Source organism: Nocardia sp. NBC_01377 (assembly GCF_045040005.1).
Classification (GTDB): Bacteria; Actinomycetota; Actinomycetes; order Mycobacteriales; family Mycobacteriaceae; genus Nocardia; species Nocardia noduli.
Genome location: NZ_CP109566.1, coordinates 7,987,338 through 8,001,414, shown reverse-complemented (window position 1 = coordinate 8,001,414; position 14,077 = coordinate 7,987,338). Strand labels below are relative to the sequence as shown.

The 14,077-nt window shown below is 67.8% G+C and carries 18 protein-coding genes and 1 riboswitch; of the genes, 9 read left to right on the top strand and 9 right to left on the bottom strand.

What is annotated here, in order from left to right; genetic code table 11:
• Nucleotides 1-16: 16 nt before the first annotated feature.
• The 3 genes from ispF to carD are packed head-to-tail and all read right to left on the bottom strand — an operon-like array spanning nucleotide 17 to nucleotide 1,704.
• Nucleotides 17-484: a 2-C-methyl-D-erythritol 2,4-cyclodiphosphate synthase gene (ispF, locus tag OG225_RS36800; protein WP_405183492.1), complete on the bottom strand. Its 468-nt coding sequence runs from the start codon at nucleotides 482-484 to the stop codon at nucleotides 17-19.
• Between the two features lie 2 nt (nucleotides 485-486).
• A complete protein-coding gene (gene ispD / locus OG225_RS36795; protein ID WP_405179308.1) occupies nucleotides 487-1,212 on the bottom strand; it encodes a 2-C-methyl-D-erythritol 4-phosphate cytidylyltransferase in 726 nt (241 codons plus the stop codon).
• 3 nt (nucleotides 1,213-1,215) lie between these two features.
• On the bottom strand, nucleotides 1,216-1,704 hold the full coding sequence (gene carD, locus OG225_RS36790; RefSeq protein ID WP_011206964.1) for an RNA polymerase-binding transcription factor CarD: 489 nt from the start codon (nucleotides 1,702-1,704) through the stop codon (nucleotides 1,216-1,218).
• Nucleotides 1,705-2,126: 422 nt separating this feature from the next.
• Between carD and OG225_RS36785 the strand changes: the two genes are divergently transcribed.
• Together OG225_RS36785 and radA are read left to right on the top strand one after the other, a co-directional pair.
• Nucleotides 2,127-2,828, top strand: coding sequence for a hypothetical protein (locus OG225_RS36785; RefSeq protein ID WP_405179307.1), 702 nt, complete (start codon nucleotides 2,127-2,129; stop codon nucleotides 2,826-2,828).
• Nucleotides 2,829-2,951: 123 nt separating this feature from the next.
• On the top strand, nucleotides 2,952-4,334 hold the full coding sequence (gene radA, locus OG225_RS36780; protein ID WP_216915796.1) for a DNA repair protein RadA: 1,383 nt from the start codon (nucleotides 2,952-2,954) through the stop codon (nucleotides 4,332-4,334).
• Nucleotides 4,335-4,340: 6 nt separating this feature from the next.
• On the opposite strand, the gene OG225_RS36775 is transcribed toward radA, so the two are convergent.
• Complete coding sequence (locus tag OG225_RS36775; RefSeq protein WP_405179306.1) at nucleotides 4,341-5,000, bottom strand: hypothetical protein; 660 nt, start codon at nucleotides 4,998-5,000, stop codon at nucleotides 4,341-4,343.
• A gap of 113 nt (nucleotides 5,001-5,113) precedes the next feature.
• Nucleotides 5,114-5,737, bottom strand: coding sequence for a carbonic anhydrase (locus OG225_RS36770; RefSeq protein ID WP_216915800.1), 624 nt, complete (start codon nucleotides 5,735-5,737; stop codon nucleotides 5,114-5,116).
• Nucleotides 5,738-5,836: 99 nt separating this feature from the next.
• Between OG225_RS36770 and OG225_RS36765 the strand changes: the two genes are divergently transcribed.
• Nucleotides 5,837-6,769 (top strand): A/G-specific adenine glycosylase, encoded by a 933-nt coding sequence (locus tag OG225_RS36765; protein WP_405179305.1) that lies wholly within the window; start codon nucleotides 5,837-5,839, stop codon nucleotides 6,767-6,769.
• Here OG225_RS36765 and OG225_RS36760 read toward each other — a convergent pair.
• A complete protein-coding gene (locus tag OG225_RS36760; RefSeq protein ID WP_405179304.1) occupies nucleotides 6,766-7,512 on the bottom strand; it encodes an alpha/beta fold hydrolase in 747 nt (248 codons plus the stop codon). The two genes, OG225_RS36765 and OG225_RS36760, sit on opposite strands and share 4 nt — an antisense overlap.
• A 241-nt stretch (nucleotides 7,513-7,753) precedes the next feature.
• Between OG225_RS36760 and OG225_RS36755 the strand changes: the two genes are divergently transcribed.
• The 4 genes from OG225_RS36755 to OG225_RS36740 all read left to right on the top strand — a co-directional run bounded on the left by OG225_RS36755 (nucleotide 7,754) and on the right by OG225_RS36740 (nucleotide 9,855).
• Complete coding sequence (locus tag OG225_RS36755; RefSeq protein WP_216913350.1) at nucleotides 7,754-8,071, top strand: antibiotic biosynthesis monooxygenase; 318 nt, start codon at nucleotides 7,754-7,756, stop codon at nucleotides 8,069-8,071.
• A 114-nt stretch (nucleotides 8,072-8,185) separates the two neighbouring features.
• Nucleotides 8,186-8,307: riboswitch (cobalamin riboswitch) on the top strand.
• Nucleotides 8,308-8,338: 31 nt separating this feature from the next.
• Nucleotides 8,339-8,533, top strand: a complete 195-nt coding sequence (locus OG225_RS36750) for a CbtB-domain containing protein (protein ID WP_216913352.1) — start codon at nucleotides 8,339-8,341, stop codon at nucleotides 8,531-8,533.
• Nucleotides 8,524-9,339 (top strand): CbtA family protein, encoded by an 816-nt coding sequence (locus OG225_RS36745; RefSeq protein WP_405179303.1) that lies wholly within the window; start codon nucleotides 8,524-8,526, stop codon nucleotides 9,337-9,339. The genes OG225_RS36750 and OG225_RS36745 overlap by 10 nt, the downstream gene beginning before the upstream one ends.
• A 36-nt stretch (nucleotides 9,340-9,375) precedes the next feature.
• On the top strand, nucleotides 9,376-9,855 hold the full coding sequence (locus OG225_RS36740; RefSeq protein ID WP_405179302.1) for a hypothetical protein: 480 nt from the start codon (nucleotides 9,376-9,378) through the stop codon (nucleotides 9,853-9,855).
• A 64-nt stretch (nucleotides 9,856-9,919) separates the two neighbouring features.
• Here the strand turns inward: OG225_RS36740 and OG225_RS36735 are convergent, their stop codons facing one another.
• Both OG225_RS36735 and OG225_RS36730 read right to left on the bottom strand, forming a co-directional pair.
• The gene (locus OG225_RS36735; protein ID WP_405179301.1) at nucleotides 9,920-10,360 is read right to left on the bottom strand and encodes an OsmC family peroxiredoxin; all 441 of its coding nucleotides are present in this window, start codon (nucleotides 10,358-10,360) and stop codon (nucleotides 9,920-9,922) included.
• A 62-nt stretch (nucleotides 10,361-10,422) separates the two neighbouring features.
• A complete protein-coding gene (locus tag OG225_RS36730) occupies nucleotides 10,423-10,878 on the bottom strand; it encodes an SRPBCC domain-containing protein (protein WP_405179300.1) in 456 nt (151 codons plus the stop codon).
• A 307-nt stretch (nucleotides 10,879-11,185) separates the two neighbouring features.
• Between OG225_RS36730 and OG225_RS36725 the strand changes: the two genes are divergently transcribed.
• Nucleotides 11,186-12,568, top strand: coding sequence for a sensor histidine kinase (locus OG225_RS36725; protein ID WP_405179299.1), 1,383 nt, complete (start codon nucleotides 11,186-11,188; stop codon nucleotides 12,566-12,568).
• Nucleotides 12,569-12,590: 22 nt separating this feature from the next.
• A complete protein-coding gene (locus OG225_RS36720; protein WP_405179298.1) occupies nucleotides 12,591-13,253 on the top strand; it encodes a response regulator in 663 nt (220 codons plus the stop codon).
• Between the two features lie 71 nt (nucleotides 13,254-13,324).
• On the opposite strand, the gene OG225_RS36715 is transcribed toward OG225_RS36720, so the two are convergent.
• Nucleotides 13,325-13,978, bottom strand: a complete 654-nt coding sequence (locus OG225_RS36715) for a VWA domain-containing protein (RefSeq protein ID WP_405179297.1) — start codon at nucleotides 13,976-13,978, stop codon at nucleotides 13,325-13,327.
• Between the last annotated feature and the right edge of the window lie 99 nt (nucleotides 13,979-14,077).

Sequence of the window (14,077 nt, the reverse complement as noted above, 5' to 3'; positions counted from 1 at the left end):
CTGCCGAACCAGGGTGCTATACGCGTTGTCGCAGCAAAGCCGTGGCGATTGCGGCGATGCCCTCGCCCCGGCCGGTGAGACCGAGGCCGTCGGACGTGGTGCCGGATACCGACACCGGTGCGCCGAGCAGGGCGCCCAGGATCTCCTGGGCTTCCGCGCGACGCGGTCCGATCTTGGGGCGGTTGCCGATTACCTGTACGGCGGCATTGACAACATCGAAGCCGGCCTCACCCAGGAGCCTACGCACCTCTTCGAGCATGGTCGCACCGGATACGTTCTCCCACTCCGGGCGACCCACCCCGAAGACCGCGCCGACATCTCCGAGTCCGGCGGCGGAGAGCAGCGCGTCGCACAGGGCGTGCGCGGCCACGTCGCCATCGGAATGTCCGGAACAGCCGTCGGCATCCTCGAAAAGCAGGCCGGCCATCCAACATCGGCGGCCGGGTTCGATCGGATGGACATCGCTGCCGATTCCCACGCGCATGCTCATGGCGTCCGCACGATTTCCGGGCGCTCGGCGGCGTGTCGGGAAAGGATCGTCTCGGCGAGCATCAGATCGAGCCGAGTGGTGATCTTGAAGGCGAGCGGGTCGCCCGCGATGGTTCGCACCGGCGCACCGAGTAGTTCGACCAGACCCGCGTCGTCGGTGGCGTGCACGTCGGCCGAGTACGCGGTCCGCAGCAGTCCGGCCTCGAAGCCCTGGGGTGTCTGGATCGCGCGCAACGAGGCCCGGTCCGGTGTGCCGGTGACGGTGCCGAGCGCGTCGACGGATTTGACGGTGTCGACCACGGGCAGCGCGGGAACGACCGCGGGATGACCCGCGCGCAATTGGGCGACGACATCGGCGATCAGCCCGGGCGGGGTCAGCGCGCGGGCGGCGTCGTGCACCAGATAGTAGGAAGCCTCGGGCGCGGCGGCGATACCGGCGCGCACCGAATCGGTGCGCTCGGCTCCACCGACCACGATCCGCACGATATCCCGCACAGCCGAGTGCGACAGCAGGGCGACTGCGCTCTCGACCGATTCCGGGGGCACCATGACGATGATCCGGTCGACCGCCCCCGAGGCGATCAGTCCGTCTACGGCGAGTCGGACCATAGGTGTGCCGCCGACCTCGACGAACGCCTTGGGTGCATTCGCACCCAGACGCACGCCGCGACCGGCGGCAGGCACCAAGGCAACGACAGATCTGTCGTTGTCAGCGTTGTTCACGGTTCAGGAAGCCGCTGCGAGGACCTCGTCGAGCAGGGTCTCTGCCTTGCCGTCATCGGTTCCCTCGGCGAGCGCGAGCTCACCGACGAGGATCTGACGCGCCTTGGCGAGCATCCGCTTCTCACCGGCGGACAGCCCGCGATCCTGCTCACGACGCCACAGGTCGCGCACGACCTCTGCCACCTTGTTGACGTCACCGGAGGCCAGCTTTTCCAGGTTGGCCTTATAGCGACGCGACCAGTTGGTCGGCTCCTCGGTGTGCGGCGCCCGCAGCACCTGGAAGACTCGATCGAGACCCTCCTGGCCGACGACGTCACGAACGCCGACGTATTCGGCGTTCTCCGCGGGAACCCGAACAGTAAGATCGCCCTGAGCGACCTTCAGGACCAGATACTCTTTTTGCTCACCCTTGATGGTGCGAGTCTCGATTGCTTCGATCAGCGCCGCTCCGTGGTGGGGGTAAACGACGGTGTCTCCGACCTTAAAAATCATGTGTCCCGTGCCCCTTTCGATGTTCACAGTTTAACATGCGACTCGGTAACGGCGCGATCAACGGCGCAGGTCAGGGCCACAACGAGGCAACCGCAGGGGTTGACAGAACCGGCGGGGTGTGCATTAGGTTGTGCCGGAACGGGTTATCCACCGGCGCTGTCCCCGCCCCCAGCGCCGCGATTACCCGACACCGTCCGCGCAATCGCAGTTCGCGATCGCGGAAACCGTTATGCAAAGGTTGCGAAGAACATCGGGAAGCCGCCGGAGTCATATTTTCTTTCCCGCGCGTGTCCCGCGCGCGCGACGCGGCACGCCGCCGTCGAAAAGCACGGCCGGTGCGGCCCGACTCGACATCGACTACTACGCTGCCTAGTTACTACTCTCTGTAGCGGAGTGAGCCCGGTCGACATGGAGGACAACCCGTGACTGCCCTGAATGCTGTGACCGCCTCTTCTGGGGCGTGGACGCGACGTCGTATGGTGATGGTTGCCGCACTCGCCGCGGGCGCGGCGATCGCGATCTCCGGTTGTAGCGCCGGCCAGATCTCGCAGACCGCGGACCAGGTCTCCGCCGTCAACGGCAGCAGCGTGGACGTCGAGCAGATCTCCCTGCGCAATGTGCACGTCGTCTACCCGGGCACCGGCTACACCAACCTCAAGGGCGGCAACGCCCTGCTCGCGCTGTCGATCATCAACAACAGCGAGACCACCGACGACAAGCTGATCAGCGTCACGACCGACCTCGGCACGGTGAAGATCACCCCGCCCGCCGGTCAGGCGGCCATCGTGATCCCCGCGCTGCACAATGTCGTCGCGGCGCCGAAGCAGGCCGAGACGGCAGGATCGCCCGCGGCCGATTCGCACGGATCGGACTCGCACGCCGCGCCCGCCACCGGCGACAAGGCGGTCACCGATCCCGAGGCCGATCCGGCGCGGATCGGGATCACCGGACTGACCCGCGACATCATCCCCGGCCTCACCTACAGCGTGGTGTTCAACTTCGAGCGCAACGGGCCGGTCAAGATCGAGGTTCCGGTCGACGCGGGCACCGCCACCGAACGCCACGAATCCGATAAGTCGGGTCCGGCGTCCGAGGGCGGCCACGGGGGATCCGGCGGGCACTGAGCCCCACAGACGCGAAACGAGGCTGCCGCATCCCGATGCGGCAGCCTTCTTCGTCGGTACGGCCTCGTGTCGGTCGAGGCTGTCAGGCGAGCCACTGTCGGACCCGGTACGTAAGGTGCGCGTGTGGCCAAGACCAAGCCGATCTTCCGGTGCTCCGCCTGCTCGCACGAGGTAGCCAAATGGGTCGGCAAATGCCCCGGCTGCGGGGCGTGGGGCGCCGTGGACGAGATCGCCGTCGCCGCGACACCGGCCGGTGTGCCCGCACGGCGCGCGATGTTGCCGAGCACGGCGGCCGCGCCCATCTCCACCATCGATTCCCAGATCACCAAGGCGCGCACCACCGGGGTGCCGGAATTGGACCGGGTGCTCGGCGGTGGTGTCGTCCCCGGGTCGGTGGTGCTCCTGTCCGGCGAGCCCGGGGTGGGCAAATCCACGCTGCTGCTCGAGGTCGCCTACCGGTGGGCCGCCCAGCACGAGCACACATCCCTGTATGTGACCGCGGAGGAATCGGCGGGCCAGGTCAGACTGCGGGCCGACCGCACGGGAGCGATACACGAGCGGGTGTACCTGGCCGCGGAATCCGACCTATCGATTCTGCTCGGACATGTCGAGCAGGTACGCCCGAGCCTGCTCGTGGTCGACTCGGTGCAGACCATCCTCGCCCCGGAGGTGGACGGCGTCACCGGCGGCGTCACCCAGGTACGCGCGGTCACCGCCGCGCTGACCTCGCTGGCCAAGGCGAGCGGAATCGCGGTCCTGCTGGTGGGACATGTCACCAAGGACGGCAATGTCGCGGGCCCGCGCACGCTGGAGCATCTGGTCGACGTGGTGCTGCAATTCGAAGGCGACAAGAATTCCACACTGCGCATGGTGCGCGGTATCAAGAATCGCTTCGGCAGCGCCGACGAGGTCGGCTGTTTCGAATTGCACGACGACGGAATCAGAGGTGTCGACGACCCGTCGGGACTTTTCCTGCACCACCGGACCGATTCGGTGCCGGGCACGGCCGTGACGGTGGCGATGGACGGTAAACGTCCGCTCGTCGGCGAAGTGCAGGGGCTGACGGTGAAGACCGAGATCCCGGCCCCGCGGCGGGCCGTCAGCGGACTGGACTACAACCGCGTCGCGATGGTGCTGGCCGTGTTGCAGAGCCGCGGCCGGGTCTTCCTCGGCAAACACGATGTCTACGCCGCCACGGTCGGCGGTATGCGCTTGGTCGAACCCACCGCCGATCTGGCCATCGCACTCGCCATCGCGAGTTCGGAATCCGATATCGCGCTGCCCGCGGGCTGGGTGATCCTCGGCGAAGTGGGTTTGGCCGGTGAGGTGCGCAAGGTGACGGGGTTGACGCGCAGGCTGGCCGAAGCCGAACGCCTCGGCTTCACCGACGCGGTCGTACCGCCGGGATCGGACAGGCCGAAAGGCGGCGGCATGAAAATTCACGAAGTGGCCGATCTGCGGTCGGCGATCCGGCTCTGCGGATTACGCAAGTCGCGAGGCGAATAAGGACTCTCAGGCGATATTGAACGGCTCGGCCGCGCTACGGACCGAACCGAGCTGCGCGACAACCGAATAGGCGCCCGCCGGGACCGGGACGCGTTCGCCGGCACAATTGGGCTGCGAGGTGGAGCCGGACCAGGTGACCTGGAAAGCCGCCTGCTCACCGCGATTGAGGGTGCGCATATCGGGCTGGCCGTCGGGATAGCAGTCGGTACTCGACCACAGCCTGCGCTGGCCGTCCAGCGAGTACACCGAGATCTGTTGCAGACCCGAACCGACATCGCGGGCGCACGCCACCGACGAGATATTCGTGATGACGATGCCGAAGACCGGCTGCTCACCCGGCCGGTAGGTCGGCTGCTCCACGGTGACCTTCACCGCGAGCGACTGATCGGGGCACTGGCCCGCCGCGACCGCGGTGGCGGTCGCGGCGGCACTGCCCGTCGTCTTCGACGATTCCCCGCCCCCCGACGCTGTGGACGAGGAATTCTTGACCGACGACGTAGAGCCCGCACCACCGGTGGCATTCGGATCACCGGGCGAGTTGCCGCCGCGCGCGACCATCACCACCAACCAGATCACCAAGGCGAACGCCACGACCAGAGCGCCGATGGCGAAGACACGACGACGCCAGTAGATCTCCGGTGGCAGCGGTCCAGTCGGTTCCAGCACGCCTCAACGTTAAAGGCACGGGAGGATTACGCGACTCAGGACCTCGGCGTGTCGAGTCGTCCTACGCCGACGCGCCGATCGATTTCACCACCGTACGCTGGGCGAACGGCGGCTCAGACCACCTCGCCGATGTTGCCGACGACACGATGTAGTTGAACCCTGCCGTCGACCAGCTTGTAGGTGACACACGCGATAGCGCATTCACCGGTCGCCACCCGCTGGGAGATGATCATCGAACGCTGCATCAGCAGCCTGCTGGTCTCCACCACATGCCTGGCCTCCATCTCGTCGACGGTCTCCAGACCCTCGCGGCGGCCGATCAGAATGGACGGGGCGACCTTCTCGACCACGCTGCGGATGAATCCGCCCGGCACCTCGCCGCCGTCGAGCGCGTCGATGGTGGCTTTGACCGCACCGCAGCTGTCGTGCCCGAGCACGACGATGAGCGGGACGTCGAGCACCTGCACGCCGTATTCGATCGAACCGAGCACCGAACTGTCGACCACGTGACCCGCCGTGCGGACCACGAACATGTCGCCGAGGCCCTGGTCGAAGATCAGTTCGGCGGCGACCCGGGAATCACCGCAGCCGAACAGGATCGCGGACGGATGCTGTCCGCTCACCAACTTGGCTCGGTCGGCGGCTCCTTGGCTAGGATGCAGCAGCGTGCCATTGACAAAGCGCTCGTTGCCCTCGCGAAGGGATTTCCAGGCGCTGATCGGATTGGAATCAGGCATACCGTCCATTGTGCACAGGCGTACCGCTACCAGCGAGTCCGGCGCGTTACGGGTCGGCAAATATCGACTTGCCGTGCTACGACAGGAACGGTGAGGAATATGACCGCCACCACAAGGCGTGTCGTCTCCGCGCGGCGCGCGATCGCCCCCGACGCGGTCGATGCCGAGGTGTTGCTGCGATGGTATGCCGCGACCGCCCGCGACCTCCCCTGGCGGCATGCCGGAGTGACCGCGTGGCAGATCCTGATGAGCGAGATCATGCTCCAGCAGACTCCCGTCGTCCGCGTCGAACCGATCTGGCGTGAGTGGGTCGCGCGCTGGCCGGTGCCATCGGCGATGGCGGCCTCCTCGCAGGCCGAGGTGCTGCGGGCCTGGGGAAAACTCGGCTATCCGCGCCGGGCGCTGCGGTTGCACGAATGCGCGCGCGTCCTCGCCGCCGACCACGGCGACGAGGTGCCCTCCGATGTCGACGTGCTGCTCGGCCTGCCCGGCATCGGGGCGTACACGGCACGCGCGGTCGCCTGTTTCGCCTACGGTCAGCGTGTTCCCGTGGTCGACACGAACGTTCGCCGCGTGGTGGCGCGCGCGGTGCACGGACTCGCGGACGCGGGCAATCCCTCCTCGCGCGACCTCCCCGAAACCGAGGCGCTACTACCCGAATCCGTCGACCGCGCGGCCACCTTCTCCGCCGCCCTGATGGAACTCGGCGCGACCGTGTGCACCGCGCGCAATCCCGACTGCGCCCGCTGCCCGCTGCCGAGTTGCGCGTGGATCACCGCGGGACGACCGGCGTCGGACACCGTGCGGCGCACCCAGAAATACGAGGGCACCGACCGCCAGGCCAGGGGGCGGCTACTCGACGTGCTGCGCGACGCCACCGGACCGGTCGAGCGGATCCGGCTGGATCTCGCGTGGACCAGAGATCCGGGCCAGCGGGACCGCGCGCTCGATTCGCTGCTGATGGACGGACTGATCGAACAGACCGAGGACGGGCTGTTCGCGCTGGCGGGCGAGGGCGGGTCTCCCGGTTAATCGCCGAGAACTCGGCGCAGGAACCGCTCCACCTCGGCGCGATAACGCTCCGGCTGATCGTCGTGCACGAGATGTCCCGCATCCTTGACCAATACGTAGTCGGTGCCCGGCCTGACTTCAGCCATCTGCCGCATCTGCGCGGGCGGGGTGATGGTGTGCTCCCCCTCGATCAACAGGGTCGGCACCCGAACGGCACGCCACTGCGCCCAGAAATCCCGACTCCCCCACTCCTGGGAGATATCGCGGAACGTGGCGACCGCGCCGTGCAGCCGATAACCGTCGGGGCCGTGCTCGAACGAATTCAGGAAATAGCGACCGGCGACCGGGCCGAAGAAATCGATCACCGCGTCCGCGTCGGGAAACGGCTGCGGCCACGACTCGACCATCGCGGCCCAGTCGTCGGCGGTGCGGCCGGTGAAATCGGGGGCGATGTCCTCCACCACCAGCCCGCGCACCCGATCGGGGAACTCCGCGGCGAAAACCCAGCCGTGCAGGCCGCCCATGGAATGGCCGATCACGACCATCGGCTCGGTGATCACCTCGGTGGCGGCGGCCAGATCGGCGATGAAGGCCTCGGTGGACAACTCGGCGGGCGCCGGACGGCCGTGACCGGCGGCGTCGAAGGTGTAGAGGTGCCCGAACGGGCGCAGCCACGCCAGGTGGTCGGACCAGGTCCGCGCACTACCCATCAAACCGTGCAACAGCAGGATGGGCGTCCCGGAACCACCTTCGTCATACAGCACTGGAACATTTTGCCGCGCCTGCGGCGTGGCGGGTTCGCGGCCCTTATGTCTCGCGTCCGAGCGGTCGAGACTCGCGCCTGCGGCGCATGCGCTTCGACCGCTCGGACGCGAGACGGCCGCGAACCGGGCGCTCGAAAGGCTCGCGCCGGGGTGGGAGGGGTGGGCGGGAGGTGGGGTGGGGGGTGGGGTGGGCACGGAACGGTTGTGGGACTCGGGGCGGTATCTCCGTATTGTCGGGGGCATGGCTGTTGTGAAGATCAACGCGATCGAGGTTCCCGAGGGCGCGGGCCCCGAGTTGGAGAAGCGGTTCGCCCATCGGGCGCACGCGGTGGAGGGGTCGCCGGGGTTCCTCGGTTTCCAATTGCTGCGGCCCGTGGCGGGGGACGATCGGTACTTCGTCGTCACCCAGTGGGATACCGAGGAGTCGTTCGCCGCGTGGCGGGACGGGCCCGCGCGCACGGCGCACGCGGGCGGGGGCGGGCAGAAGCCGGTGTCGACGGGTGCTTCGCTGCTCGAATTCGAGGTCGTCATCGACGTGCCGGCCACCTCCGGTTCCTGAGCGAATCAGGCGATCTACCGGCAGTCGCGGGTATCGGACATGCTGGTAGACGCGCCGTGCGCGGGGGCACGCGCCACGGTCCGTATTGACGCGGAGTGCGGCCAGGTGTCACAGTTCGAGTGATAGAGCGATGGTGACCAGGTCATCCGGTGGAAATCCGGAGCGGTCGCGCCACTGTGTTCCACGCACCGGGTCCCGGTGCCGGAAAGCCAGACGCCGGCACCGTCGCATCAACTCGACGGGACGCGTATCCCTAGGAGGACTCGAATGGCCATCGCGCATTCACCGAGCCGGACCGCCGAATCGCTGGCGACCGTTCTCATCACAGTAGGTGTCGTACTTCTCGCACTGCTCACGCTGTACCTGGTCGGTTTCGACCAGGGCGCCATCTCACGCAGTGGGATGTTCATGCACGAGTTGATGCACGATGGCCGCCACCTGCTGGGTGTTCCGTGCCACTGACACCACCGACGACCGCCGACCCGCTGGGCGGCTCTTTGAAAACCCTGCTGTTACGTGGCCTGCTGGCCGGCTTGATCGCCGGCCTGCTGGCCGCGACAGTCGGCTACTTCGTCGGTGAACCCAAGATCGACGCCGCCATCGCCATCGAAGAGGCCGCGTCGGCCTCGGAACCGGCGCATCAGGAGGCGGCCGAGTCCGCGGGTCACACCCACGGTGACGAAGAGGAACCCCTGGTGAGCCGGGACGGCCAGAAGGCCGGGCAGTTCCTCGCGCTCGGACTCGGCGGTATGGCCTTCGGCGCGATCTTCGCGGCGGCGGCGCATCACGCGCGACGTTTCACCACGCTTTCGGGTCCGAGGCTGGCACTCGGACTCGGCATCGGCGGATGGCTCGCCATCGCGGCGGTGCCGTTCTTCAAATATCCGGCGAACCCGCCCGCGGTGGGCGACCCGGAAACCATCAACGACCGCACACTGCTGTGGGTGGCGTCGGTCCTGTTGGGTCTCGTCGCCGTCGGCGCGGGGGTCTACGTGTACAAATCGCTGCACGGAAAACTCGACACGCTCCGACTGATCGGCGGGGTCGCGGCCTTCGTCGTCGTCGTCACGCTCGGCTACGTCCTGCTGCCAGGCGTCGACGAGGTGAAGGCGGATTTCCCGGCGAGCCTGCTGTGGCAGTTCCGGGTGGCGTCACTGGCGCAGACCGCGACGCTCTGGGCCGCGCTCGGCCTCGGCTTCGCGTTCCTGACCGAATTCACCACCCGATCCACTACCCCGGTACGGGAAGAAGTCGCTACCGCGGTGTGATCCGCGCGTCGCATGGACGAAGGCAGTGTCGGTCTCATGACCGACACTGCCTTTTCCGTTCCCGCGTCGCTGCGTCGGGCCGATCACGTGCCGCGCCCGGTCGCGGTCGCGTATCTGGCCTTGGTCGTCGCGCTGCTGGCCGGGATCGCCGAGACGATCGCGCGGGTCGCGATCGCGCTGGACGATTCCGACGTCGAGCCCGCGGACCTCGCGATCGAGCTGACGACGCGCTGCGTCCTGTATACGGCCGTACTGCTCGTGGCGATCCGGATGACGCACGGCGATCGATGGGCCCGGCTGCTGCTGACATTCGGCATCGGCGTCGTCGGCCTGGCCTCGCTGCTGATCGAACCCCTGACCGCCGCGCTCGATGCCGATGACCTGGGCGCGATCCTCATCGGCGCGACCGTCGACGACGTGCTGGTGGCGACCCTGCGAACGGTCCACATCCTCGCCGTACCGATCGCCGTCGTCGCGATGTACAGACCTGCCGCGCGGAACCACTTCCGCCGGTGACACCGCCTCGCGTCGCCGGAACTTCCCGCGCACCGACCCCTCGGGTGCGCGGGAAGTCGGCGCGTCAGACCAGCGCGGCGTCGAGGGAGATCTCGTCGACGCCCGCGAGCGCCTTGCTCACCGGGCATCCGGCCTTGGCCGCGGCCGCGGCGGCCGCGAAACCGTCGGCGTCGAGGCCGGAAACCCGGCCACGCACGGTCAGCTTGATCCCGGCGATACGGAATCCGCCCGCCGGATCCGGACCGAGAGTGACGTCGGCGCTGACATCCAGGCTCTCCGGCGTTCCACCCGCGTTGCCGATCTGCGCCGAGAGCGCCATCGCGTAGCAGGAGGAGTGCGCGGCGGCGATCAACTCCTCGGGGCTGATGGTGCCGTCGGCGTCCTCGGCGGAACGCTTCGGGAACGACACGTCGTATTTGCCGACACCCGAGCTGGCCAGTTCGACCTGGCCCGAGCCGTCCTGGAGGCCGCCGGTCCAAGCGGTGCGCGCGGTACGAGTAGGCATCACGGTCCTTTCACAGAAGTCACAGAGTTCGATGCGATCGCAGACGAACCTACTCGCCGGATTCAGTCCACGGTGCCGGTACGGCGATCGAGTTGCTCCAGCACGAGCGGCCAGGCCACCAGATGCCGATCGCGCGCCACCTCGTTCGGAAAACCCGCGTGCCGCAAGCGAAGTCGGATACCGCGCGGCTGATGGACGAATTGGAAGGTGACGACTGTTTCCGCGCCCTCGGTCCCGTCGGCGCCGGTGACCCAGGTCAGTTCGACCAGGCGTTCCGGTTCCAGGCGAAGGAATCGGCCGTAATGCGGATAGCGGTTGCCCGCGTGTTCGGTCTCGAAGAAGAAGGGCTCGTTCACAGCGGGCTTCATCAGCACCGAACCGGGTGCGGCAAACCAGATATCGAAACCCTGGGTGAGTGCCGCGTATAGCAACGCCGGTGGTGCTGACATGACGCGCTCGACTTTGAGCTCGTGCGGACGAGCGGAGAGATCCGGAAAGCGAATCGGCTGGTCGGACATGACTGGACAATACCCGGACGACCCCGCCGAACCTGGAATTCGCTACTCGGAACGGGTAACCGCACCGATCCGCTCCCCGTCGCGCGCGCACGAGTTCCCGCTGCCACGAAGCGGTCCCGCTACCACGTGGTCTACCGGCGACGGCGAGGGCCGATATCCGCCATGCTCGAGCGAATCCATCGCGGGCGGCACCGGCGGGTACGTCGCGCGGCGGTCGTCCGGGTACGCGGCGCGGCCTATCCGGGCGGTGTACTTCGTGTACCCGCGACCGGCGGAATATGCGAGGAGGCGGACTAGTCTCACAGGGGTGAGAGCGCCAGGCATACCCAATCGTGGCTCGGTCCTGTGGGACTGTGGACTCGCCTTCGCCGTCGCGGTCGTGCAGGTACTGGGAGGACGCGCGGCGAATCTGGGCCAGGACGACGTGCAGTCGCTGGATCTGTTCGGCTACATCCTGCTGCTCGCGGGGCCGATCGCGCTGGTATTCCGCAGGCGTCAGCCGCTCGCGGTGCTGCTGATCGCGCTCGCGGCGGCCGGGATCTACCTCGCGCTCGACTACGGATACGGCCCGATCTTCATTTCGCTGGTCATCTCCTTCCTCACCGCGGCGATCATCGGATCACGATGGTGGACTTACCCGTTGGTGCCCGCGGGATACCTGTTGATGGTCTGGCCGGTACCGCATCTGATCGGTCGCCCGACCGACGCATGGCAGCAGTTCGGCATCATGGCCTGGCTCGGCGTCCTGGTGGCGGTGGCAGAGGGGATCCGTCAGCGTCGAGCGGTGCTGGAGGCCCGCGCGCAGCGCGTCGAAGCGGCGCGTCGCGACGAGGAGGCCCAATTGGAACGGCGGGCGAGCGAGGAACGTCTCGCCATCGCCCGCGAATTGCACGACGTTCTGGCGCACAGTCTTTCGCTCATCAACGTGCAGTCCTCGGTGGCGCTGGAACTGTTCGACAGGAAACCGCAGCAGGCCGCCACGGCGCTGGCCGCGATCAAGACGGCAAGCAAGGAAGCGCTCGCCGAGGTACACGTCCTGCTACAGACGATTCGCGCCGGTTCGGTCTCCGGGGCCGCCGCGGAAGAGCCCGAACCGGATCGGACCGAATCGCACGGCCGGACGACGCTGTATCGCAACCTCTTCGGCGTCCGGCGCGACGGCGACGACGGTGTCCGCAACGGCGCGCAGCGTGTCGTGACCGAACCGCAACCCGCACCCGCGCCACGCACCCCGACGCCGAGTATCGATGATCTCGACGGCCTGTTGCAGCGCACCCGCGCGGCCGGTGTGCACGTCGACACCCGGGTCATCGGCTCCCCGACGAAACTGCCGAGCGTGCTCGATGTGGCCGCGGCCCGCATCATCCAGGAATCACTCACCAACGTGGCCACGCACGCGCCCGGCGCGGGAGCGACGGTCACGGTGCGCTACACCGCCGAATCGGTGGATCTGACGATCGACAACACCAGACCCACCGCGCCGCAGGCGAAGTCGACGACCGGCGGCCGCAACGGCATCATCGGCATGCGCGAGCGGGCACACGCGCTCGGCGGCCAGCTCACGGCGGGCCCGCGACCCAGCGGCGGCTTCCGTGTCGCGGCCCGGCTGCCCGTGCGGGTCATGGCGGCGACCGAATCGAACGGTCGGAACGCTTCGCTCCCGGACGAGTCGACGCCGCGGGAGCCGTGATGGGCACCGGACGGCGGCCGCGGTGAGCATCCGGGTGCTCGTCGCCGACGACCAGGCGCTGGTGCGCGGCGGATTCGTCGCGCTGCTCGACGCCCAGGACGATATCGAGGTGGTCGGCGAGGCGGACAACGGCGAACAGGCCGTCCGGATGACACGCAGTCTCGCCCCCGACGTGGTGCTGATGGATATCCGGATGCCGATCCTCGACGGCCTGGCCGCGACGAAGCTGATCGCCGAGGACGCGCGGCTGTCCGGGGTGCGCGTGGTCGTGCTGACCACCTTCGAACTCGACGAATACGTTTTCGAGGCGATGCGCTGCGGAGCGACGGGTTTCCTGGTCAAACACACCGAACCCGCGGATCTGCTGCGCGCGGTGCGGGTGGTCGCCGAGGGCGAGGCGCTGCTGTCGCCCGGCGTCACCCGCCGCCTGATCGCCGAATTCTCGGCGCGTGCCAAGCCCCCGCCGGACACGATGCTGACCGAACTCACCGATCGCGAACGCGAAGTGATGGCGCTGGTCGCCGAGGGGCTGACCAATGCCGAGATCGGTGCGCGACTGTTCCTGAGCCCGGCCACCGCGCGCACGCACGTCAGCCGGATTCTCACCAAACTCGGCGCACGCGACCGCACCCAACTGGTGGTGCTCGCCTACGAGTCGGGACTCGTCCGCCCGGGCTGGCAATAGCGCGTCGGGCTCGGCTGTCACCGCGGCCTCGCGGCGATCGCTCGCACGTCAGCCGCGCGAATTCGCCCGATCTAGACCTGATCCTGCCCCGGCTGCGCCGCCGCGCGCTCCGCGTCGGAGAAGCCGCCGTCCCAGGCCGCCGCGGGCGCCGTACGGCGGCGCGCCGAATAGGCCGCACCCGCCCGGAACGCACCGGCCACACCTGCGGGAGCCGCGGTGTAGGTGATGGATCGGCGCGGGTCGAAGCCCATCTGCGAACCGATCCGCACCGCGTCCATATTCGCGCCGAGGAACAGGAAATCCCAGGAGTAGACCTCCTGCTGCTGGGTGATCAAGGCTCGCACCGCCTCGTGGGTCCATTCCCTGCTGGAATTCTCGTGACCGTCGGTGAGCACGACCACGATCACCGTGCCCGGCCGCTCGTTCTCCGGTCGGTCGGCCAGGCTTTCGCCGACCTCGGTGACCAGTTTCCCGACCGCGTCGTAGAGAGCCGTGCCCCCGCGTGGACGCAGATCCAGCGCGGGCACCCGCTCGATCGGCAGATCGGCGTAGACGCATTCGTATTCGGTGTCGAATTGCGCCAGCGTCACCCAGGTGCTTCCCGGCAACGCGCGCTGTTCTTCGATATAGGCGTCGAAACCGCCGTCGGTATCGGACTTGATCGATTGCATGGAACCGGAACGATCGAGCAGTACGGCCAGCAAAGTCAGTTCGGCATTCGTCATCTCACTGCCCCTGGTAGTGAATATCTCGAACGCTGTCCACGGTACGCCGCCGTACCTACCGAACGGTCGACAAGTAACGACGGTCGATGTGGATTCCGA

What these genes read in the sequence shown, in the direction of transcription:
- ispF (WP_405183492.1), bottom strand. Translation starts at nt 484, where the DNA reads ATGCGCGTGGGAATCGGCAGCGATGTCCATCCGATCGAACCCGGCCGC.
- OG225_RS36715 (WP_405179297.1), bottom strand. Translation starts at nt 13,978, where the DNA reads ATGACGAATGCCGAACTGACTTTGCTGGCCGTACTGCTCGATCGTTCC.
- OG225_RS36740 (WP_405179302.1), top strand. Translation starts at nt 9,376, where the DNA reads ATGACCGACACTGCCTTTTCCGTTCCCGCGTCGCTGCGTCGGGCCGAT.
- OG225_RS36770 (WP_216915800.1), bottom strand. Translation starts at nt 5,737, where the DNA reads ATGCCTGATTCCAATCCGATCAGCGCCTGGAAATCCCTTCGCGAGGGC.
- carD (WP_011206964.1), bottom strand. Translation starts at nt 1,704, where the DNA reads ATGATTTTTAAGGTCGGAGACACCGTCGTTTACCCCCACCACGGAGCG.
- OG225_RS36735 (WP_405179301.1), bottom strand. Translation starts at nt 10,360, where the DNA reads ATGCCTACTCGTACCGCGCGCACCGCTTGGACCGGCGGCCTCCAGGAC.
- OG225_RS36730 (WP_405179300.1), bottom strand. Translation starts at nt 10,878, where the DNA reads ATGTCCGACCAGCCGATTCGCTTTCCGGATCTCTCCGCTCGTCCGCAC.
- OG225_RS36750 (WP_216913352.1), top strand. Translation starts at nt 8,339, where the DNA reads ATGGCCATCGCGCATTCACCGAGCCGGACCGCCGAATCGCTGGCGACC.
- OG225_RS36755 (WP_216913350.1), top strand. Translation starts at nt 7,754, where the DNA reads ATGGCTGTTGTGAAGATCAACGCGATCGAGGTTCCCGAGGGCGCGGGC.
- OG225_RS36765 (WP_405179305.1), top strand. Translation starts at nt 5,837, where the DNA reads ATGACCGCCACCACAAGGCGTGTCGTCTCCGCGCGGCGCGCGATCGCC.